General features: G+C 50.6%; 15 protein-coding genes. 6 read left to right on the forward strand and 9 right to left on the reverse strand.

Translation table 11 applies throughout. From position 1 onward, the window contains the following. Together MRY86_RS25420 and MRY86_RS25425 are read right to left on the reverse strand one after the other, a co-directional pair. Window positions 1-753 (reverse strand): GNAT family N-acetyltransferase, encoded by a 753-nt coding sequence (locus MRY86_RS25420; RefSeq protein ID WP_293566880.1) that lies wholly within the window; start codon window positions 751-753, stop codon window positions 1-3. 155 nt (window positions 754-908) lie between these two features. Beyond that, entirely contained in the window at window positions 909-2,084 is a 1,176-nt protein-coding gene (locus MRY86_RS25425) for a hypothetical protein (protein WP_293566881.1), read from the reverse strand. Between the two features lie 159 nt (window positions 2,085-2,243). Between MRY86_RS25425 and MRY86_RS25430 the strand changes: the two genes are divergently transcribed. The 3 genes from MRY86_RS25430 (at window position 2,244) to MRY86_RS25440 (ending at window position 6,991) form a co-directional block, all read left to right on the forward strand. Continuing rightward, window positions 2,244-3,722, forward strand: a complete 1,479-nt coding sequence (locus MRY86_RS25430) for a magnesium chelatase (protein ID WP_293566882.1) — start codon at window positions 2,244-2,246, stop codon at window positions 3,720-3,722. 163 nt (window positions 3,723-3,885) lie between these two features. Further along, window positions 3,886-4,500, forward strand: coding sequence for an L-threonylcarbamoyladenylate synthase (locus MRY86_RS25435; RefSeq protein WP_293566883.1), 615 nt, complete (start codon window positions 3,886-3,888; stop codon window positions 4,498-4,500). A gap of 157 nt (window positions 4,501-4,657) precedes the next feature. Continuing rightward, window positions 4,658-6,991 carry a TonB-dependent receptor gene (locus MRY86_RS25440; protein ID WP_293566884.1) on the forward strand — a complete coding sequence of 778 codons (2,334 nt, stop codon included), beginning with the start codon at window positions 4,658-4,660 and terminating at the stop codon, window positions 6,989-6,991. 58 nt (window positions 6,992-7,049) lie between these two features. Here MRY86_RS25440 and MRY86_RS25445 read toward each other — a convergent pair whose 3' ends face one another. Next, on the reverse strand, window positions 7,050-8,987 hold the full coding sequence (locus MRY86_RS25445; RefSeq protein WP_293566885.1) for a T9SS type A sorting domain-containing protein: 1,938 nt from the start codon (window positions 8,985-8,987) through the stop codon (window positions 7,050-7,052). A 148-nt stretch (window positions 8,988-9,135) separates the two neighbouring features. Here MRY86_RS25445 and MRY86_RS25450 point away from each other — a divergent pair, with 148 nt between their 5' ends. Continuing rightward, window positions 9,136-9,636, forward strand: a complete 501-nt coding sequence (locus MRY86_RS25450; RefSeq protein WP_293566886.1) for a hypothetical protein — start codon at window positions 9,136-9,138, stop codon at window positions 9,634-9,636. 23 nt (window positions 9,637-9,659) lie between these two features. On the opposite strand, the gene msrB is transcribed toward MRY86_RS25450, so the two are convergent. The 4 genes from msrB to MRY86_RS25470 all read right to left on the reverse strand — a co-directional run bounded on the left by msrB (window position 9,660) and on the right by MRY86_RS25470 (window position 12,186). Further along, on the reverse strand, window positions 9,660-10,217 hold the full coding sequence (gene msrB / locus MRY86_RS25455; RefSeq protein WP_293566887.1) for a peptide-methionine (R)-S-oxide reductase MsrB: 558 nt from the start codon (window positions 10,215-10,217) through the stop codon (window positions 9,660-9,662). Window positions 10,218-10,389: 172 nt separating this feature from the next. Then, complete coding sequence (locus MRY86_RS25460) at window positions 10,390-10,644, reverse strand: DUF4235 domain-containing protein (RefSeq protein WP_293566888.1); 255 nt, start codon at window positions 10,642-10,644, stop codon at window positions 10,390-10,392. Between the two features lie 11 nt (window positions 10,645-10,655). Next, the gene (locus MRY86_RS25465) at window positions 10,656-11,459 is read right to left on the reverse strand and encodes a DUF1206 domain-containing protein (protein WP_293566889.1); all 804 of its coding nucleotides are present in this window, start codon (window positions 11,457-11,459) and stop codon (window positions 10,656-10,658) included. Window positions 11,460-11,562: 103 nt separating this feature from the next. Further along, a complete protein-coding gene (locus MRY86_RS25470; RefSeq protein WP_293566890.1) occupies window positions 11,563-12,186 on the reverse strand; it encodes a hypothetical protein in 624 nt (207 codons plus the stop codon). A 348-nt stretch (window positions 12,187-12,534) separates the two neighbouring features. Here MRY86_RS25470 and MRY86_RS25475 point away from each other — a divergent pair, with 348 nt between their 5' ends. Beyond that, window positions 12,535-13,383 (forward strand): sulfurtransferase, encoded by an 849-nt coding sequence (locus tag MRY86_RS25475; protein WP_293566891.1) that lies wholly within the window; start codon window positions 12,535-12,537, stop codon window positions 13,381-13,383. Between the two features lie 15 nt (window positions 13,384-13,398). On the opposite strand, the gene MRY86_RS25480 is transcribed toward MRY86_RS25475, so the two are convergent. Next, a complete protein-coding gene (locus MRY86_RS25480; RefSeq protein WP_293566892.1) occupies window positions 13,399-14,097 on the reverse strand; it encodes a hypothetical protein in 699 nt (232 codons plus the stop codon). Between the two features lie 283 nt (window positions 14,098-14,380). Between MRY86_RS25480 and MRY86_RS25485 the strand changes: the two genes are divergently transcribed. Then, window positions 14,381-16,726, forward strand: coding sequence for a TonB-dependent receptor (locus MRY86_RS25485; protein ID WP_293566893.1), 2,346 nt, complete (start codon window positions 14,381-14,383; stop codon window positions 16,724-16,726). A 435-nt stretch (window positions 16,727-17,161) separates the two neighbouring features. Here the strand turns inward: MRY86_RS25485 and MRY86_RS25490 are convergent, their stop codons facing one another. Further along, window positions 17,162-17,758, reverse strand: a complete 597-nt coding sequence (locus MRY86_RS25490; protein ID WP_293566894.1) for a porin family protein — start codon at window positions 17,756-17,758, stop codon at window positions 17,162-17,164. Window positions 17,759-18,105: the final 347 nt, after the last annotated feature.

Genomic DNA, 18,105 nt, shown 5'->3' on the forward strand with positions numbered 1-18,105 from the left:
TTACCAGCCAACGGGTCCCCAAAGCGTTTTACCGCAAATTTTCATTCCTGCCTTGAGCAAAGTTTCCCGGGATGCCGAATTGTCTGTCTGACAACGGGCAACCGGCAAATGCCCCGAAAGGTAGCAGGCTTTTTTCAATTCCTGGACAAAGTAGGTGCCAATACCCCGGCCCTGAAAGGAAGGAGCTACACTCATGTGGATATCTGCGTAGGGAGGATTGTAGTGCATCAATAAGCCGCCTTCTGCTACTATTTTTTCGCCCATCAATAGCAGGTAATCTCCAGGCGACTCCTGGTGCCACGGGACGCGTTCGGCAGCCCGCCGCCTTCGAAAGAGGGCACCGGGCAGGTGATGGTGCGTAACATGATCATCGGTCAGGAGCCAGAGTTCTTCTGTTAGGGTTTCAGCAAAAGCGTGGGCTACTGCTGTCAGCATCGGTTCATTAGTCTGGCACTCCACAAACCGTGCTTTGGTCTCTTCCAGAAGTTTTCTGAAAAAATGAGCTGCGTGCTGCCGGTAGCCGGGGAGAAGGTAATATTCGAAAATGGTGTCCCGGTGTTCCAGCTTTTCCATTCCTTTCAACGCGGCATAGCCTACGATTTGCTCTTCAATAATGAGGTGATAGTAACCTGCCCAGCCCTGATCATGACAAGCCTCATAGCATACCTGTGCATGCAGGCTTTCCAGAAATAGCCGTCGAAGGGGGATAATGGCCTGGTATCGGGCGGCTTCGGCTTTAATGGTGAATGGCATATAGGGCGCTTCGGGTTGTTGGGACCAAATTAGTCGATTTTTTCGGATTTCAAAGGAATCACGACCTGAGCAAGTTATATCGGGCCGCTGTAGACAATGAGCCAGCGGGGGGTGGAAGAAGTGGTAATGCGCTCAGGCAACCCATATTGGTTGGACTATAGATATGCAATCGAAGCTAAATAAAACAGGGCCGCTGTGCCTGCACTTATAACAATTGTAAACCAGGAAACACCTTGCTTTTGCTGCATCAAAAGCAGCAAGGCGGCATATTGGAGCGGTAGCAGGTTACGGGCAAAGGAGAAGGGGTCCTCGTAAATGGCTTTGGACAACAGCAACATAAACACCAGGTTGAAGAGAAAAATGAGCGTAATGGGCTGAAATAAGCTGGATAGGCGGCTCTTCCATAGCTCCAGGAGCCCTTCCAGTGAGATAAGGACGATGGGAGCCAATGCCCCTAGCCAGAAGAGTGGAAACGTTAGCGTTTCGGCATACCCTCGGGCTATTCCCGCAAAGGGCCAGTCAAAGTGTTTGAGCAGCGTGCCATCTGAAGGGGCATTCCAGCCCAAAAAGGTGCTCCATCCAAAATAAGCCACAAAGGGAAAGGTCAGAAGCACGAGGGGCCCGTATTGTTTTTGCCGAAAGGCGCGCAGCCCTGTAGAAAAAGCGCTCCCAAGTAATAGGAAAATAACCGTTTCCTTTGTGAGCATAGCGGCGGTGGCCATTAAGGTGAAAGCCCAAAATCTTTTTTTAAGTACAAAGTAGAGGCTCAGTAATCCAAAAGCGACACCAAGGTGGTCGGACAGATCTCTGAAAAGGCATATCCATGTCCCAATAAAGGCCAGGGGCATCAGGCAATAGTAAGAAGGAGCCTTAAACAGCCTGGTCATCAGGAAGCAGGCGCTGATGGCAAGGCCAATACCAAGAATGTTGATGAGCACCAGTGCAAAAGGCAGGTAGCGGCCCTGCCCAAATCCGTTTGCTGCCCAGGCAAGTAAGGGGTAGCCAATGCGTTTGGTGCGCAGGGCCGGATTGTCTATTTTAATCCCGGGTCCAAAAGATGGGGCAAATGAATTTTCAGAAGGCGGACTGGAAATAGCTTTAATCCTTTCAAAAGGGTTTAGTGCCAATGCATAGAAAAATTGGCCATCGTACCCGTCATGCGGATAGATCTTAACCTCTTCGTTGAAGGCCGCCTGCTCGATATTGCTATTGCTTAAGAGGATAAATGCGCTAAAGTCCCGGTCCAGAAGGTGCCAGTACACTGCCGTCAGCAGGGTGGTGGCCAACAAACCGGCAAGGACCCAGCAGAAGCCCTTCTTCCAGTTGTGCATATTCTTGGTAAAATAGGTTCAGTGGGTAAGATATTAAGAAACTTTTGTAAATAGCATCCGTTGTCATCGCTTTTGCCAGCCGTTGAAAAAATTGCTAAACCATACTTTCATTCAGGCGTTACACTCATTCATACACTTCTCACGTGAAATCCGGAATACATGAACCATATTAAAACGCTGGGCGAACTAAAGCAAAGCGGTTATCAATCGCGCTCCATCAAAGAAGAGCTGCGGCAAAATCTGATTCAAAAACTTCAGGCTAAGGAAAAAGTATTCGAAGGTATCCTGGGGTTCGATGATACCGTACTTCCCGATATTGAACGGGCTATTTTGTCCCGCCATAATATCCTGTTGCTTGGGCTGCGCGGACAAGCGAAAACGCGGATTGCCCGCCTGCTGGTCAATCTGCTGGATGAGTGGATGCCTGTCGTGGGCGGAAGCGATCTGCACGACGACCCCTTAAATCCGATCTCCCGGCAGGCCAAAGCGATTATTGCTGAGCACGGCGACGATACGCCTGTTGAATGGGTGCACCGTGAGGAGCGCTATGTGGAAAAACTGGCGACTCCGGATGTGAGTGTAGCAGATCTTATTGGTGATGTAGATCCCATCAAAGCGGCTAGTTTGAAATTGTCTTACTCTGATGAGCGGGTCATCCACTTCGGGTTGGTGCCCCGTTCTCACCGCAGCATTTTCGTGATTAATGAGCTGCCTGACCTGCAGCCCCGTATTCAGGTTTCGCTTTTCAACATTCTGCAGGAAGGCGATATACAAATCCGGGGTTTCAAATTGCGCCTCCCGCTTGACATTCAGTTTGTATTTACGGCAAACCCTGAGGACTATACCAATCGGGGCAGTATCATCACACCGCTCAAAGACCGTATTGAAAGCCAAATTCTGACCCACTATCCCAAGACAATCGAGATCGCCCGGCAGATTACCAGGCAGGAGGCCGAGCTTACGGATGCACAGCGGGAAGCTACAGAAGTGCCGGATTTACTTGAAATCCTTCTGGAGCAAGTAGCCTTCGAAGCCCGTGACAGCGAATATATAGATGAGAAAAGCGGCGTTTCTGCCCGCCTGACGATCTCAGGCTACGAAAACCTCGTTTCCACAGTGGAACGCCGGATGCTGGTCAACGGAGAAAGTGCCGCCAAAGCCCGGATTACCGACTTTTGGGGCGTGGTCCCTGCCATTACCGGAAAGGTGGAACTGGTCTACGAGGGCGAGCAGGAAGGCCCCTACGGTGTGGCCATCAACCTGATCGGCAAAGCCATAAAGAAATCCTTCCTTGCCCATTTCCCGAACCCCGATAAACTCAAGAAGGGCCGGGAAAGCGATCCCTATGGCACCATCCGGGCCTGGTTTTCCGGAGGTAACGAAGTCGAGCTGCTTAATGACTGCAGTGAGAAGGATTTCCGGAAAGCACTTGATGGCGTAGCCGGGCTGCGGAAGCTCGTGGAAAGCCACCTGAAAGTGTCAGGAGACGATGCCTACCCATTCATGGAACTGGTGCTGCATGGGCTGGCAGAGTTTAATATCGTCAATAAGGATGTAATGGAATCTGCGTTTTCCTTCCGGGATATCCTGGCTAATATGCTGGATGATGATCTTTTTGATGATGAATACGATAATTAATTTGACCTTTTGTTAACCCTGTGTTAACTTAACGGGAGGTTGGAGCTGGCAAGCTGCAGCCTCCCGTTTTTAATTGAGCGGGTTGCAGCAGGAGGCGGTATTTATTTTACCGGTTCCACTCCAAAAGCTCTGCCCGGATTAAGCAACCAAAAAATTAAACCATATGCTATTAAAAATCAATCCTGACAACCCGGAAGGCCGCAAAATCGATCAGGCGGTTGACGTGCTCCGGGAAGGTGGTGTCATTATTTACCCTACAGACACGGTCTACGGGCTGGGCTGCGATATTTTCAATTCAAAGGCCGTAGACCGGATTTGTAAACTCAGGGGGCTAGACCCGGTCAAAGCCCGCCTCTCCTTTATATGTAAAGACATCAGTCAGGTAGCCGATTATGCACAACAAATCGACAATACAGTGTTCAGGCTGATGAAGAAGCATCTGCCGGGTGCCTTTACCTTCGTGCTGAATTCCAATAATAAGGTACCCAAGATGTTCAAGAACCGCAAGCGGACTATCGGGGTGCGCATCCCCGGCAACAACATTTGTCAGGCATTGGTGGAAGGGTTGGACCGGCCTATCCTCACCGCTTCGCTCAAAAGTGATGACGAAATACTGGAGTACTTTACGGACCCAATAGACATTTATGAAGATTTTGGCAAGCTCGTTGACCTGGTGATCGATGGTGGCATTGGGAATAATCAGCCCTCCACGGTAGTCGATTGCACGGGTTCAGAGCCTGTTGTGCTGCGGGAAGGGACGGGAGTCCTTGAGCTGTAGCCTTTCCATTTAGTGCTATTTACCGGCACAGTCGCGATCATGTGGCTGTGTCGGTTTGCGTTTGCAATAGAACTTTGTGTTTAAAACGACAAAATAAAGGCTTGTTTGAGTGGTTGAGGTCTTTATCTTTGTGCTTGTTTTAAAACAAACCTGCTGCATGAAATTTAAGCAATTACTGATCTTGCCCTTTGTACTCCTTGGCTTTACGCTCTCTGCACAACAGAATGGGGGTATCGTAAGAGGCAATATTTACGACGAAGAATCCGGAGAACCGATTATCTATGCGAACGTCTTGCTGCAAGGCACGGACCTTGGCGCCAATACAGACCTTGATGGCTTCTTTGCCATTTCTAATGTTCCAGCTGGCGAATATAAGTTGGTGGTAACCTATCTCGGCTACGACAGCCTTGCGGTTGATATCAAAGTCAAAGCAGGCGGTATCGTTTACGAAAGCATGGTCATGTCCCCAAGTGGGGTAGAGCTGGAAACCGTAAACGTATCGAGCAGCCGGGAGCAAGCCCGCTCGGATGTCAAAGTTTCAGAGTTGCGGGTAACCGCAAAGCAGATTCAGTCTCTGCCGTCTACCGGTGGGGAAGCGGATATTGCGCAATACCTGCCCGTATTGCCGGGTATCATCGTTTCCGGTGATCAGGGAGGGCAGTTGTACATACGCGGTGGCTCGCCGGTGCAGAATAAGATTCTGCTTGATGGAATGACCATCTACAACCCTTTCCACTCGATTGGCTTATTCTCTGTTTTCGAAACGGAAGCCGTACGGAGCGTGGATGTCCTTACCGGGGGCTTTAATGCGGAGCACGGGGGGCGTATTTCGGCAGTAGTAGATATCAAAACCAGGGAAGGAAATAAAAAACGCATGAGCGGACTGGTGTCTGGCAGCCCTTTCCTAACCAAGGCGCTTATTGAGGGCCCCATCAAGAAATTGGGAGATGATGGTGGTGGAAGTACCTCCTTCATACTGACTGGAAAACATTCCTACCTGGACCAGTCCTCAAAAATCTTTTATGACTACGCAGTAGATACTACGTTTTTCTCCTTTGCCTCCCAGGATACTTCTTTGGCGGATATTGGAGAAATCGGCCTGCCTTACACGTTTACCGATTTGTACGGAAAAATATCCTTTGTTGGAGACAACGGTAGTAAACTCAATGTTTTTGGCTTTAATTTTACTGACCGATTCGACTTTGTGGGACTGGCCAAACTCGACTGGACGAACGTTGGCGGTGGTGCTAACTTCACGCTTATTCCGCCCAACTCCAATGTCATCCTCAATGGCACGGTCGCTGTAACAGACTACGATATTTCTCTGGAAGAAGCTGACGGCAACCCTCGGCAGAGTGGGGTGAGTAGCTTCAATGCCTTGCTGAATTTCACCTACTTCGGCAATAAAAACCGCTTTGACTACGGTTTTGACTTTACCGGGTTCAATACGGATTTTACCTTCCGCAATTTCATCGGCTCTACTATACAGCAGCGGAGTTTCACAACGGAAGTAGCAGGTTATTTCAAGTATAAACAACGCCTTGGCGACCTGATCATTGAGCCAGGCTTGCGCCTCCACTACTACGCTTCACAGTCTGAGATGTCTATAGAGCCTCGCTTCGGGCTTAAATATAACATTACGGACTTCCTGCGCATCAAGTTTGGAGCAGGGGTATACTCCCAAAACGTGATCAGTACGGTCAATGACCTGGATGTGGTCAACTTCTTTATCGGCTTCCTGGCTGGTCCGGAGGAAACGCTTTTCAAGCCAGCCTCTAACGAACCGGTAGATCAGCCCCTTCAAAAGGCTATTCATGCAATCGGTGGGGTAGAGGTGGACGTAGGCGATCAGCTCACGATCAATGTGGAGCCTTACCTGAAGCGGTTCACCCAGCTCATCAATATCAACCGGAACAAGTTGTCTGATTTTGATCCGGACTTCATCACAGAAACCGGTGAAGCCTATGGTATTGATCTGTCTGCACGCTACCAGGCACAAAATGGATACCTTTGGGCGACTTACTCACTGGGTCGTGTTACCCGGGACGACGGCAATCAGGTGTACCCTACCATCTTTGACCGCCGCCATAACATCAACCTGCTTGGCGTGTATACTTTTGGAAAAGACAAGCTTTGGGAGGCAAGCCTGCGCTGGAACATGGGTTCCGGTTTCCCTTTCACGCAGACACAGGGTTTCTACGAGCAGAATGACTTTACCAATCTGCTCTTCACGAATATCCTGACGGGCAACTTTGATCTCGGCACCATTTTGAGTGATGAAATCAATGGAGGCCGTTTGCCTTACTACCATCGCCTTGATGCTTCTGTGAAGCGCACCATCGAGTTTGGTAAGCACACCTCAATGGATATCAACCTGAGTATTACGAATGTCTACAACCGGGAAAATATCTTTTACGTAGACCGCGTGACCAACAGCCGCGTCAATCAGTTGCCTATATTGCCAGCCCTTGGGGTGCAGTTTAATTTCTAATCTTACAGCAACAGCGTAAAACAGGGCTGTGACCTTAAGTGGGCGCAGCCCTGTTTTTTTACTTCGTTACTATTTGCTGAAACGTCTTTATCCCCGCCTGGCTTTGTACTTTTAAGAGGTACAGACCGGAAGTTAGATCAGGCCAGGTGCCTTGATATTGGTTGCCTTCAGGCTGCCAGTTGGTAATCAGTTGGCCGGTTAGGTTAAACAGGCTAATGTCTTCCAGGATAGTACCGCTTTTAATCAAAAAAGGGGCGCCGGGATGTGCCGGATTGGCCGTCAGGACCTGGATATCTGTTTGGCGTGTGGCAATCTGGGAGGCAATGGGAAACTCCGATTCCAGAAAAAGGACCAGCCCATCGTGGTCGGAAGCGCTGAGTGGATTCTCTAAAGATAGTTCATAGGCTTCCGGGAAGTCTGCATTCCCACGAGCGTACTGCATGCCATTGATGGTGAGCCCGTTGAAACTGCTGGTCAGGCAATGGTCAAGGGCTTGAGCACTACCCTCAAAAACATAGGAATACCGCTCTGATGCAGGAAGGCTTTGAAGCTGGTCTGAGAGAGGTGGGGCCACTATGTTTAGGGGTGGGAACTGGGCACCCAGGCTGGGCAGGCCCGCGATTTGATTGAAGACATCCACATAACCATCCGTAAACTGGAAGGCGTTGAAGTCTCCGAGCACCACGAGATTTCCGGCAGTTTGTAAATCCTGAATCATATTGGCAATGGAGATTGCTTGCTGATGGCGCTTATTGCGCACAAAGCCGGCTGTGCTGCCCTCTATCCCGATGAGGGAGCGCAGGTGGAGATTCAATACCTGTAAAGTCATCGGTGGGTCCGTTGGCAGCTCTACTTGCAGAAGCAATGGAGGCCGATCGTGCAGGAGGCCACCACTAAAGGTAAAGATTTCTTCAGCCCCCAACTGGCTAATCTGAAGATTCGTGAAATGCTCCCGGACCAGGTACCCCAGCTTCAGGTCTAGATTGGTGGGCAGCAGGTAGGCATCATACTGCGCCTGCGGGTTCTGCTGTTCCAGGTAAAAAGCCAGGTTGTTAAGTTCGGTGAAGGACCCGACTTCCTGCATAGCCAGGATATCCGGCAGCCCCATTTGTTCGTCTATGTAGCGGGCAATTTTTTGGTATTTCACCTCAATGTTTTCTTCTTCTTCCAACAGGAAAAGCGCGTTGAGAGCGCCAACTGTAAACTCGTTGGCAGCTTTGGGCCGCACTGCCGCCGCCTCCGGTCCTGGAGTAAAGGTGTAGGATTCCGCAAGTACTCTCCAGAACCGCGGCGCTGCCTCAATCATGACCCCTGTGGCACTAATCAGGCTGCCGGTGCTGAAAAAACGCTGATTTGGAGCATTGAGCCCGTTGGGGTCCAACCAAAAGAGCTCAGGGTTGCCATCCCACACTGGAAGGCCCGGGAGGCCTGGGGCTTCGATGCCCGGTTCCCGGAACACCCGTGATTCCCCTATGCGCAGAGGGACGTCCTCAAAGCTTGAACTGGGGCCATTAGCGATCGCCTCAAAACTGACGCGCATGCCTTCCACACGCTCCAGGCTATGCACTGTTGAGTAGGTTGGTGATGGAAGATTTTCGGTCAATACAACTGGTGGAGGAAGTGGTAAGTCTTCACCGGTGTTGGTAACGCTTAGCCCTGGGTTGGCGATGATGGTGAGCCCGTCTTCTTCGTGGACGGTGCCGGTTATTTCCACCACGTCGCCCGGACTGCCGAAATAGGTTCCTGCAATAACGACTGCTTCGGATGTAAGGTCATTGTTATCATAATCGACCCCGGGCGACTGAATGACAAAAAAATTGTCCCCTCTTGCGGTGACGATGTTACCCTGCAGGGTGATCAGCTGCCCAAGCAGCGGGCTTTCGTTACCAGTGCCCTGCACTTCGTGAATGGCGAAAGCAGGTTGACTGGAAAGCTTATTTGGAAAGATTCCAAATAAGCACAATGCCGCTAAAAAGGGCGGTAGAAATTTTACCATTTAGAATTAGCTTTGTTGTACTTTTTTTGTCGTGCAGCAAGGCGCAGGCATCCGGTAGCTCCTTTTTAGGAGGTTTCCGGTCACTGTCCAACCGTACCTGTTGAGGGTAATGGTCAGCCGCTGTGCCTGGACCTCCAAGTGACTTTTGATGAACACCACCGACCAGAAGACCTCCGTATTTGACCGGGCCTATGACCCTGTAATTCAAGCCGCTATAACCTTTGGGGCCGTCATACTTTTCGTACTGTCTGCAAAGTTAATCAATTTAACAGGGCTGATGGACATTCCTCAGCGTTTCCCGTGGATGACCGCTGCGTCGTTTATGTTGCTGTTCGCTATGGGCAACAGTGTGTTTTCCCTGGCTTCTGAGAATATGCTCAAATACTGGGGGCGCAGTATTTACAGCTACCTGGGGCTAGCTGTGCTTTCCGGCGTAGTGGCCTACTTTTCTTCCTCCATGTCTATCGATGAGGCAGGGTCTTACCGATGGATTTATCTGGTACTCACGGTAGGCTACCTGGTCTTTTTGGGGATGATGGCTTTCATGCGGCAAATTGTGGAATTTGCTCAAAAGGAGGAATGGAACCACCCCCGCATCCGGCGCAACCAGAAGAAACGGGGGCGGGACAAAGATAATGGGAAGCGCTGATCTGCTACTTCCCTGCCTTTAACTTATGGTTTAGCTTTGAATTTCGCTCCCGGCTTAAATTCCAGTGATACGGAATTGATACAGTAACGCAGCCCGGTAGGTTTGGGGCCGTCCTCAAATACATGGCCCTGATGCCCGCCACAGCGGGCACATTCTACTTCTATTCGGGTCATACCCAGCTTGCGGTCCTCCACAAGGTTGACGTTGGATTCCGCTACCGGCTCCCAGAAACTCGGCCATCCTGTGCCGGACTTGAATTTTGTTTCGGAAGAAAACAAGGGCAGCCCGCAGCCGGCGCAGAGGTAAATGCCTTTTTCCTTATTATCCCAGTATTTTCCTGTGAAGGCATACTCTGTCCCTTCTTCCCGCAATACATGAAAGGCTTCTTTGCTGAGAGCGGACTCCCATTCTGATTCAGTTTTTTGCACCGCGTCGAGGGTGTCGCCGTTCAACCCGATCAACGGGCCATCTGCTTCGGTAGAAGTTGTGGAAGTGGTCTGGTTTTCTGTGGATTGCGCCTGCCCGCATGCCGTGAGTAGAAGCATTGCAGCCAACGTCGTACAGTAGGATAGTCGTGTCATGGTTTACCTGTTATTATTTGTGGTAGAAAGGAAACGCAAAATCCGCCCGGGTGTTGAGAAGTGGATGTCGCCGGGAGGATATTTGGTGCAGTTTCAGGGCCGTACCGAAAAAAGTTGGGTTGTCGGACACTTTTCCGACAACCCAAGTAGTGGCGTATCGCCTTGTTAAGCTTTACAGGTGGTTTTGCTCCGTTTTGATCCCTTTTCTCCGAATTGCATTTTTGACGGCTGAGGTTACAATACCTGTTACTATCGTCCACGAGATCAATTCCAGCCAGGCGGGTTCCTCTGCTTCAATTTTATCGGGTGGGTCTTTTCGGTAGACTTTCTGGTAGCCTTTTTCCATCGTTTTCTTGACTATAAATCCGGCAGCAAGTGCTGCGGCTGAAACGCCAAGGTGCTTGATATCTTCTTTGGTGATATTCATGAGTTTGCTTTTTATCCTAATGTTGCGTATTTGGTGTAACGGGCAACCATCATATTAAAGACGCCATAACCAATCAGCCCGATGGCCACCGCTGCCAGCAGAATATGGCCGTATTCGAATTTCAGCAGGTATTGCATTGCTCCTTTCGTGCCTTCAAAGGCCTCGGCAGAATGCATGTTGATTACTCTGTACAGGAAAAAGGCAATAAGCGCAAAAACCACGCCCCGGGAGGTATACCCGATTTTGCCTGCTCTTTTGATATTCTTGTAATGTTGCCCGGGATGCTCATCCAGCTTTTTCATAAATTTCCCGCTGTAGGCCCGGTAGAATTGATAGATCGCCTGACCAATGACGATGAGTGCGATTGCTCCAATTACATAAACACCCCAGGATTGCTGAAGCAGCATGCCCAGCGCATCCTGTTTGGAGTCCCCGCCTGACCCTGAACCACCGCCGAACAGGGGCTTGGCAAAGGTGTAGGCCAGTAAACCGTATACGGCTGCGGAATAGAAGTACCGAAGCCGTTTGCCGGTCTTCTTTTCATCTTCCTGAAAGATCGCGTCTGAATTAGAGAAGGTTTCATAGAGCCTCCAAAGGGCATAGGCGGTCAGGCCAAGCGCTGTCAGGGCGAGCAGTACGAATCCACCGGGTTGTTTGCGGAAAAAATCGGCAATGCCAGAGACCCCTTTGATGTCTCCGCCCATACCAATAGCAAACATAGCGGTTAGGATGCCGACCAGGCCATATACCACACCTTTGGTGAATAGTCCGGCAGCCCGTAGCCGCTCAATAGTAGAATTTTGGGAGTTTTTCATTTTCATTTGGTTTACTTATAAAAAGGAAACCAATGGCAGATGTTTGCTCCCAGCCGGGCCAAACTTAAGGTCAGCGTATCCTATTATGGAAGGGGAGGAGGCTTTACCTCTTGAAGTGTATGGGGTGGCGGAAGTTATATTCTTTAATAAAGGCTTTGATTTTTTCTTTGCGGTTCCCTTTAGCCGACTTGTAGTTCTGATAAAGCTCTGCGTCCCTTTTGAAGATTTTTTCTACCTTGCCGGGGCGGCAGCGGAAAAATTCACCACTTTCAAAATCCAGCACATAGAGCTTGCCGGTCCCTTCCTTTCGGGCGGCCTTGTACTCGTCACCGGGATTGATAAAAGAGGAATAGCGGTCCACCTGATCGACTTCCTGTAGCAGGCAAATGGCGCCGATAATGTCAAAGCGGTAATTGGTACTGTAGTACATAGACTGCCCATCGGGGCTGTAGCCAAAAATGTCCTCCGGTTTAAGGTAAATGATTTCATTATTCCGGGGGTAGCGGAACTGGTCCTTAGCAAAGAGATACTGGAAGAATTTTCGGTTTTGCGGGTCGATGTCCACGATGATTTCCTCCGGTTTTACCGGGGTTTGGGCTTTCCAGTCCGCAAGGGTAGGGTAGATACCCCGCTCGAAGATAAAGTCAGCCGTATATCGTTCTCCCTTCTGGGCGGAAACAAAAAAAACAAAGCAGCACAAACTGAAAAGAATCGCGGTCCGTAGCATAGGTATTTCAATTTTTTCGGTCATCTGCAAAAGTAACGGTTTAGGCAGGACCAAATTGAGCAAAGGGTGGTGGATTAAGGAAAAATTAAGAACAAAAGTGAATTTCAGCCGGTCATCTGGCAGACAGGACCGGGGGTTAATTGGTCCAAATCTGCGGTTTTTACCTATTCAGCCGTTGATGAAGTCAGGTGCTTCAAAATGGTGCATATTCCAGAATTTGTTTTTTCAGGGATTCAACATAACGATGCAGAAAAAATCTACACGGGGCAATAGAAATTTAAAATAATTCAATAGGGTTCACAAACCGGGTTCTAAGGATTATATTCGCCATCAGAAAACCTGAAAATCATGTTCCGCACCATCATTAGTCCACAAGAATTACACGAAAAGCTGGGCCGCCAAACCTGGGTAATTATTGACTGCCGTTACAGCCTTGGCCATCCGGATGCCGGGGAGGAGGCTTACAAAAAGAGCCACATCCCCGGTGCGAGTTATGCACACCTCGACAGGGACTTGTCTGGCAAGGTTGTACCTGGAAAAACGGGGCGTCACCCCCTGCCTTCAATCGTAAAAATGACGCAGCGCTTTTCCAGCTGGGGCATCAGCGATGGCATTCAGGTCGTATTGTACGATGACCGCTCTGGTGCTATTGCCGCAAGGCTGTGGTGGATGCTCCGGTACCTGGGGCACGATCGCGTGGCCGTGCTCGATGGCGGATGGCGGGCCTGGGAAGCAAAGGACTATCCGGTGGAAACGGCTATTGTGGGTGCTGGACCACGGGTGTTTAAGCCCCGCGTGAGGGAGAACTGGGTAGTAGATGCTGACCACGTGCAGCGGAGACTGGGCGCTGAGAACTTCCTCCTGGTGGATTCCAGAATGCCTGAGCGCTACCGGGGCGAAGACGAGCCGATTGACCCTGTGGCCGGGCACATCCCGGGCGCTACCAACTTCCCTCATACGGATTTAGTAGACTCAGAGGGGATGTGGCTCACGCCTGATGAACTGGAGGAACGCTTTCAGACCCTCGTAGGCAATGATGTGGCTGATGAGATGGTATTTTACTGTGGCTCCGGCGTTACAGCCTGCCGCAACCTGCTGGCCCACCATCATGCGGGCTTTGGAGATGCAAAGCTGTATCCGGGGTCCTGGAGCGACTGGATTACCGATCCTGAACGGCCGATTGAGCGGAGTGTCTAAAAGCCTGTTTGGGCTTTAAGCATTTTCCTGCTTCGCCTTGCGGGCTTTTTTCTGCTCGTTGTTGCTTTCGTAAATGCAGTAGTTCTCGTACCGCACCGGGTCCTTTTCTGCCCAGATGTCCTTGCCGATATTGCAAAGGGTAATCAGCTCTTCATACAGCTTGTTGCCCTTTTCCACCCGGCGCTCCACGGAAATGTCCCGGTCGGCTACTTTGTCCTGCTGAATATTGACCGACTTCTCAAACTGACGGGTCGCCTCTGCCACGCGGCGGATGACGTTCTCATTCACACCGGTTTCTGCCAGGAAGTCCAGCTGTTGCCGGGCTACGCGTACCACACGCCGGCCGCAGAAGATCAGCTGCGCATCGGTCATATCGCCCATTTTGGCTGTACCAAATTTGCGGTAACGCCCGCTCCGGTTGCTGTACTTGATCGCTACCCGCGTCATCAGGCTACGAATGGCCGACTTGAGGTTTTCCGCAGCCGTATATTTCTTCTCGGTAGTGACCATCTGATCGCCCAGTAATTCCTCATCATCGGGCAAATCCCCGAATTTATCGCACATGGCTTTGAATTGCTTTAGCCGCTGCAGCGTGTAGCCGTATTGCTCGAACTGCTCCCGGTCCCGGTTGGCATATTTGATGCGCTCCAGGCACTGCAGGTACAAATCCGCATCGGGAAAATTATATTGCCGGTTGGTCGATTGCTTCTTCATTTGTCCATCATTTGATGCTAAAGCAAATTTATGTCCTCTTTTTGATAAAAACAAGTTTTTGTTCAAATGAAATGTCTTGGTTTTATTTAGATTTAACCTTTACTCATTTATAGTTTTCCTGAAACGTTTGGCTCAAAAATGTATACTCAAAGTGCTACCTTAGTGGTGGTTAATCGTGGACAATGCCAGCCGTGTCCTTTTTTGTGGCCTGATACCTGAGTATTGTCATTGGATCAATAAAGAAACCCTATCAACTTACCCAGTTAAATCAAAACGAAGAACTATGAAACGACTCCTTTACCTTGGGTTTTTTCTAGCGCTATTCGGTTCTCTTTCTGCCCAGACCACTACACAGACCATCCGCGGGGCCATTGTCGACAAAGACACCCGGCAGCCATTGATTGGCGCTGCGGTACAGGTTACAGATGTTGAGCCGGCTATGGGCACCGTTACGGATATGGATGGTAATTTTCTGTTGGCCAATGTGCCTACCGGCCGGCACCGAATTGAAGCAACCTACCTGGGTTACGAGCCCTACATCGTCGAGGATGCGATTCTCAATTCTGCCCGCGAACTGGTGCTGGAGATTGCCCTGTCAGAGTCGGCGGTCATGGCAGAAGAGGTGGTCGTGACCGCCCGCAGCCACGGCAACGAACCCCTTAATGAGCTTTCCATCGTCAGTACCCGCTCCTTCTCCGTGGAAGAGACACAGCGGTACGCCGCGAGTGCCAACGACCCCATGCGTATGGCCCTGGGCTTCTCCGGCGTGCAGGGCAGCCGCGATGCCCGCAACGACCTTATCATCCGTGGGAATCCGGGCTTCGGCTTGCTGTGGCGGGTGGAAGGCATTGACGTGCCCAACCCGAACCACTTTGCGCGGCGCGGCGCCTCCGGTGGCGGGATCTCGATTTTCAGCGTAAGCGTGCTAAGCAATTCGGATTTCTCCACCGGCGCTTTCCCAGCCATGTATGGCAATGCCTTTTCCGGGGTGTTCGACATTCAATTCCGTTCGGGTAACAAGGAACAGCAGGAATATTCCATCCGTGCCGGCATGCTGGGGCTGGAATTTTCGACAGAAGGGCCCATCAAAAAGGGGAGGAGTTCCTACTTGTTCAACTACCGGTACTCCACCCTTGGCATCCTCAATGCGCTGGGCATCCGGCTGGTGAGCCTGCGGGACAGCAATACCTTTCAGGACTTTTCCTTCAAGACAGACCACCGGAGCAAAAACGGGAAACACCTGTATTCTTTCTGGGGCATGGGCGGGCTGAGCGATGAGCGCCGCGACCCGGCAGATGGTGGTCCGGAAGAATGGCAGATTTACACCGACTACCTCACCCGCGACTTTGATACGGATATGGGGATTGTCGGTTTTTCCCACAGCTATCTGATTGATGACAAATCCTATCTGAAGACCAGCCTGGCGGTACAGGGGCAGCGCATCCTTTACCAGAATGACACCCTCGACCAAAATGAGGTGCCCAGCCTGATCAATGATGAGCTGTACTACAACAATCGCCTGACACTGACCTCCTATTACAACCGCAAGCTCTCTTCCAGCGCCACCATGCGGCTCGGCGCCATTGCGACCCGGATGGGCTACGATTACGATTTCCGTTATCTGGTGGATGATGCCTTCACCACTTACGTGGACGAGGAAGGCAGTACCCTGCTGCTACAGCCTTATGGGTACGTGCGCTGGCAGTTGCATCCCCGGTGGACGGTCAATGCCGGGCTTCACGCCATGTTTTTCACCCTGAATGACACCTGGAGTGCTGAGCCACGGTTAGGGGTGCAGTATCAGGCCGGGCCGGGCGCTACCCTCAGCCTGGCTTACGGGCTGCACAGCCGGATTGTCCCCATGGCGTCCTACTTTACGCAAGTGAACGGAGAACAGCCCAATTTGGACCTGGACCTGGTGAAATCGCACCATTTTGTACTGGGGTACGATCAATTGGTCGGGACCAATAAACGGCTGCGGGTGGAAGCCTACTACCAACGCCTGTTTGATGTGCCGGTGGCGGCAGATGTCAACAGCACCTTCTCCCTGCTTAATCACATTGACGGTTTTGCCACCCGCAACCTCGTGAGCGAAGGCACGGGCACTAACTACGGTCTAGATGTGACCTTTGAGCAGTTTTTCAGCAACCGCACCTTTTATATATTGTCGGGTTCGCTTTTCAGTTCCACCTACGAGGCACTCAACGGAGAAACCTACAGCACCCGCTTCGACAACACCTTTGCCACCAGCTTTATGGGCGGTAGAGAATGGCCTACGGGGCAGCGGGGTACCATACAGGGCAGTTTGCGGCTGATGTACAACGGCGGTCAGCGCATTTCACCCGTGCTGAGCCCGGTGCGCGACCCCAACGACCCCCTGAACCCAATACTGGACGAAGCCAATCCCTACAGCATACGGGTAGACAACTTCTTCCGCCCGGACCTGCGCTTCGCCTACCGCCACGATAATGAGAAGAATGCCTGGTACATTTCGCTTGATGTGCAGAATTTCATCTCCCGTCAAAACCAGGATGTGCTCAATTACAACTTTGACCCCATACTCGGAGACTGGGTATTTGGCACGCTGGGGAGCATTGTGCCTGTCCTGACCTTTCAGCTCGACTGGTAGCCTGACCGCTTCCTAAGACGTGGGGTACTGTGACGAATTAAAGCGGCCCGGAATCTAGATTGGGGCCGGGCGCGGGCACCATTTTTCTTTTCTTTGTAGTGGCAGAAGTGCCATTTGAGCGACAACTTTGCAATAAAGGGAATGCAGGTTGTTAATCGACTATAAAACGTTGCCGGAAATTATTACCTTTAGTACGTATTAATCCCATTTTACAAATTTTTTAAAGGTAAAATTCCATGAACATGAAACAAAAAAACGGCAACAGCGCGTGGACGGAAACGACGGTTTTAACTGCCCAACCCGAGCCACCGTAAGGGTACACCACCTGTAAATGGTGCGATGTACGGTATCCGCCAAAGGCTGAGCAACTTCCGGGTTGTTCAGCCTTTCGTCTTTGGGCTTGCGCCTGACCTGCCCCTTTTTGCCCCCCTCTGCCTAAAAGATCCGGTAAGCAATCCCGACGTAGAAAACGCTTCCCTTGATATCTAAGCCTTCGATAAGGTTTGTTACAGCCTGTGAATACCGAAGGCCGATCGTCCAGTCTTCAAAAACCTCGTATCCTATCCCCGCATTGACTGCCAATTCAAAGGTCTCGAAATTATCCAGGGCCAGCGATTCCGGTACAGACTCCGTTGAAGATATGGTTATGATGCCCAGTTGCGGGCCGAGTTCACTGTAAAAGTCCCCCTCCACCCATTTCAGCATCACCGGAATGTTGATGTACGACAATTTAAAACGGCCATTGCTTTTGGACTCTTCTCCCTGCAAAGACCAAATGACTTCCGGCTGCAATTTCAAAGATTTGGAAAGTTTGAAATTCACATAGCCCCCTATGGAATAGCCTTCTTTCCGGTCGCTTTCGGGGATCGCATCATCGCCAATGAGTTCGGCAAAGTTGATGCCGGCTTTGATGCCATACTGAGTGTTGTCCGGGTCCTGAGCGAAGCCCTGAAAAGCGAGGCCTAAGAACAGCAGAGCGGTGAGGAGCGGTCGTGTTTGCCGCTGGAAAGAGGCGGGGGTGTGTTTTTGCATGTGTTGGCGTATTTTGTGAGTAAATATACGGCACCTTCGGTTTTCTTTGCCAGACTTTTTGATGCCAACTGAACGACACGCCCTACTTTAGCGAACAGGAAAAGCGCTGCATAGGCTGGAAACGGTACGAGATATCCAACCACTCTCCGCTCGTCATAGCCTCTGCGAAGGCGGAAATTCTTTTTTAAGCGTTTGTCCTCAATTCATTGTCCCTTTTCGCTGTGTGTCAAAGTCATTGTATATGCTTTTAAGGAATCTAAGGCAAAATAAAAAGGAAGAACAAATTTATGGCTAATATGAAATAAATTTCCAGAATGAAGATTATCACTCTTCTGCTATTTACGATA

It is taken from the genome of Phaeodactylibacter sp. (assembly GCF_022763345.1).
GTDB lineage: Bacteria > Bacteroidota > Bacteroidia > Chitinophagales > Saprospiraceae > Phaeodactylibacter.

Coding starts and splice junctions, on each gene's coding strand:
- MRY86_RS25420 (WP_293566880.1), bottom strand. CDS start 753: ATGCCATTCACCATTAAAGCCGAAGCCGCCCGATACCAGGCCATTATC.
- MRY86_RS25425 (WP_293566881.1), bottom strand. CDS start 2,084: ATGCACAACTGGAAGAAGGGCTTCTGCTGGGTCCTTGCCGGTTTGTTG.
- MRY86_RS25430 (WP_293566882.1), top strand. CDS start 2,244: ATGAACCATATTAAAACGCTGGGCGAACTAAAGCAAAGCGGTTATCAA.
- MRY86_RS25435 (WP_293566883.1), top strand. CDS start 3,886: ATGCTATTAAAAATCAATCCTGACAACCCGGAAGGCCGCAAAATCGAT.
- MRY86_RS25440 (WP_293566884.1), top strand. CDS start 4,658: ATGAAATTTAAGCAATTACTGATCTTGCCCTTTGTACTCCTTGGCTTT.
- MRY86_RS25445 (WP_293566885.1), bottom strand. CDS start 8,987: ATGGTAAAATTTCTACCGCCCTTTTTAGCGGCATTGTGCTTATTTGGA.
- MRY86_RS25450 (WP_293566886.1), top strand. CDS start 9,136: ATGAACACCACCGACCAGAAGACCTCCGTATTTGACCGGGCCTATGAC.
- msrB (WP_293566887.1), bottom strand. CDS start 10,217: ATGACACGACTATCCTACTGTACGACGTTGGCTGCAATGCTTCTACTC.
- MRY86_RS25460 (WP_293566888.1), bottom strand. CDS start 10,644: ATGAATATCACCAAAGAAGATATCAAGCACCTTGGCGTTTCAGCCGCA.
- MRY86_RS25465 (WP_293566889.1), bottom strand. CDS start 11,459: ATGAAAAACTCCCAAAATTCTACTATTGAGCGGCTACGGGCTGCCGGA.
- MRY86_RS25470 (WP_293566890.1), bottom strand. CDS start 12,186: ATGCTACGGACCGCGATTCTTTTCAGTTTGTGCTGCTTTGTTTTTTTT.
- MRY86_RS25475 (WP_293566891.1), top strand. CDS start 12,535: ATGTTCCGCACCATCATTAGTCCACAAGAATTACACGAAAAGCTGGGC.
- MRY86_RS25480 (WP_293566892.1), bottom strand. CDS start 14,097: ATGAAGAAGCAATCGACCAACCGGCAATATAATTTTCCCGATGCGGAT.
- MRY86_RS25485 (WP_293566893.1), top strand. CDS start 14,381: ATGAAACGACTCCTTTACCTTGGGTTTTTTCTAGCGCTATTCGGTTCT.
- MRY86_RS25490 (WP_293566894.1), bottom strand. CDS start 17,758: ATGCAAAAACACACCCCCGCCTCTTTCCAGCGGCAAACACGACCGCTC.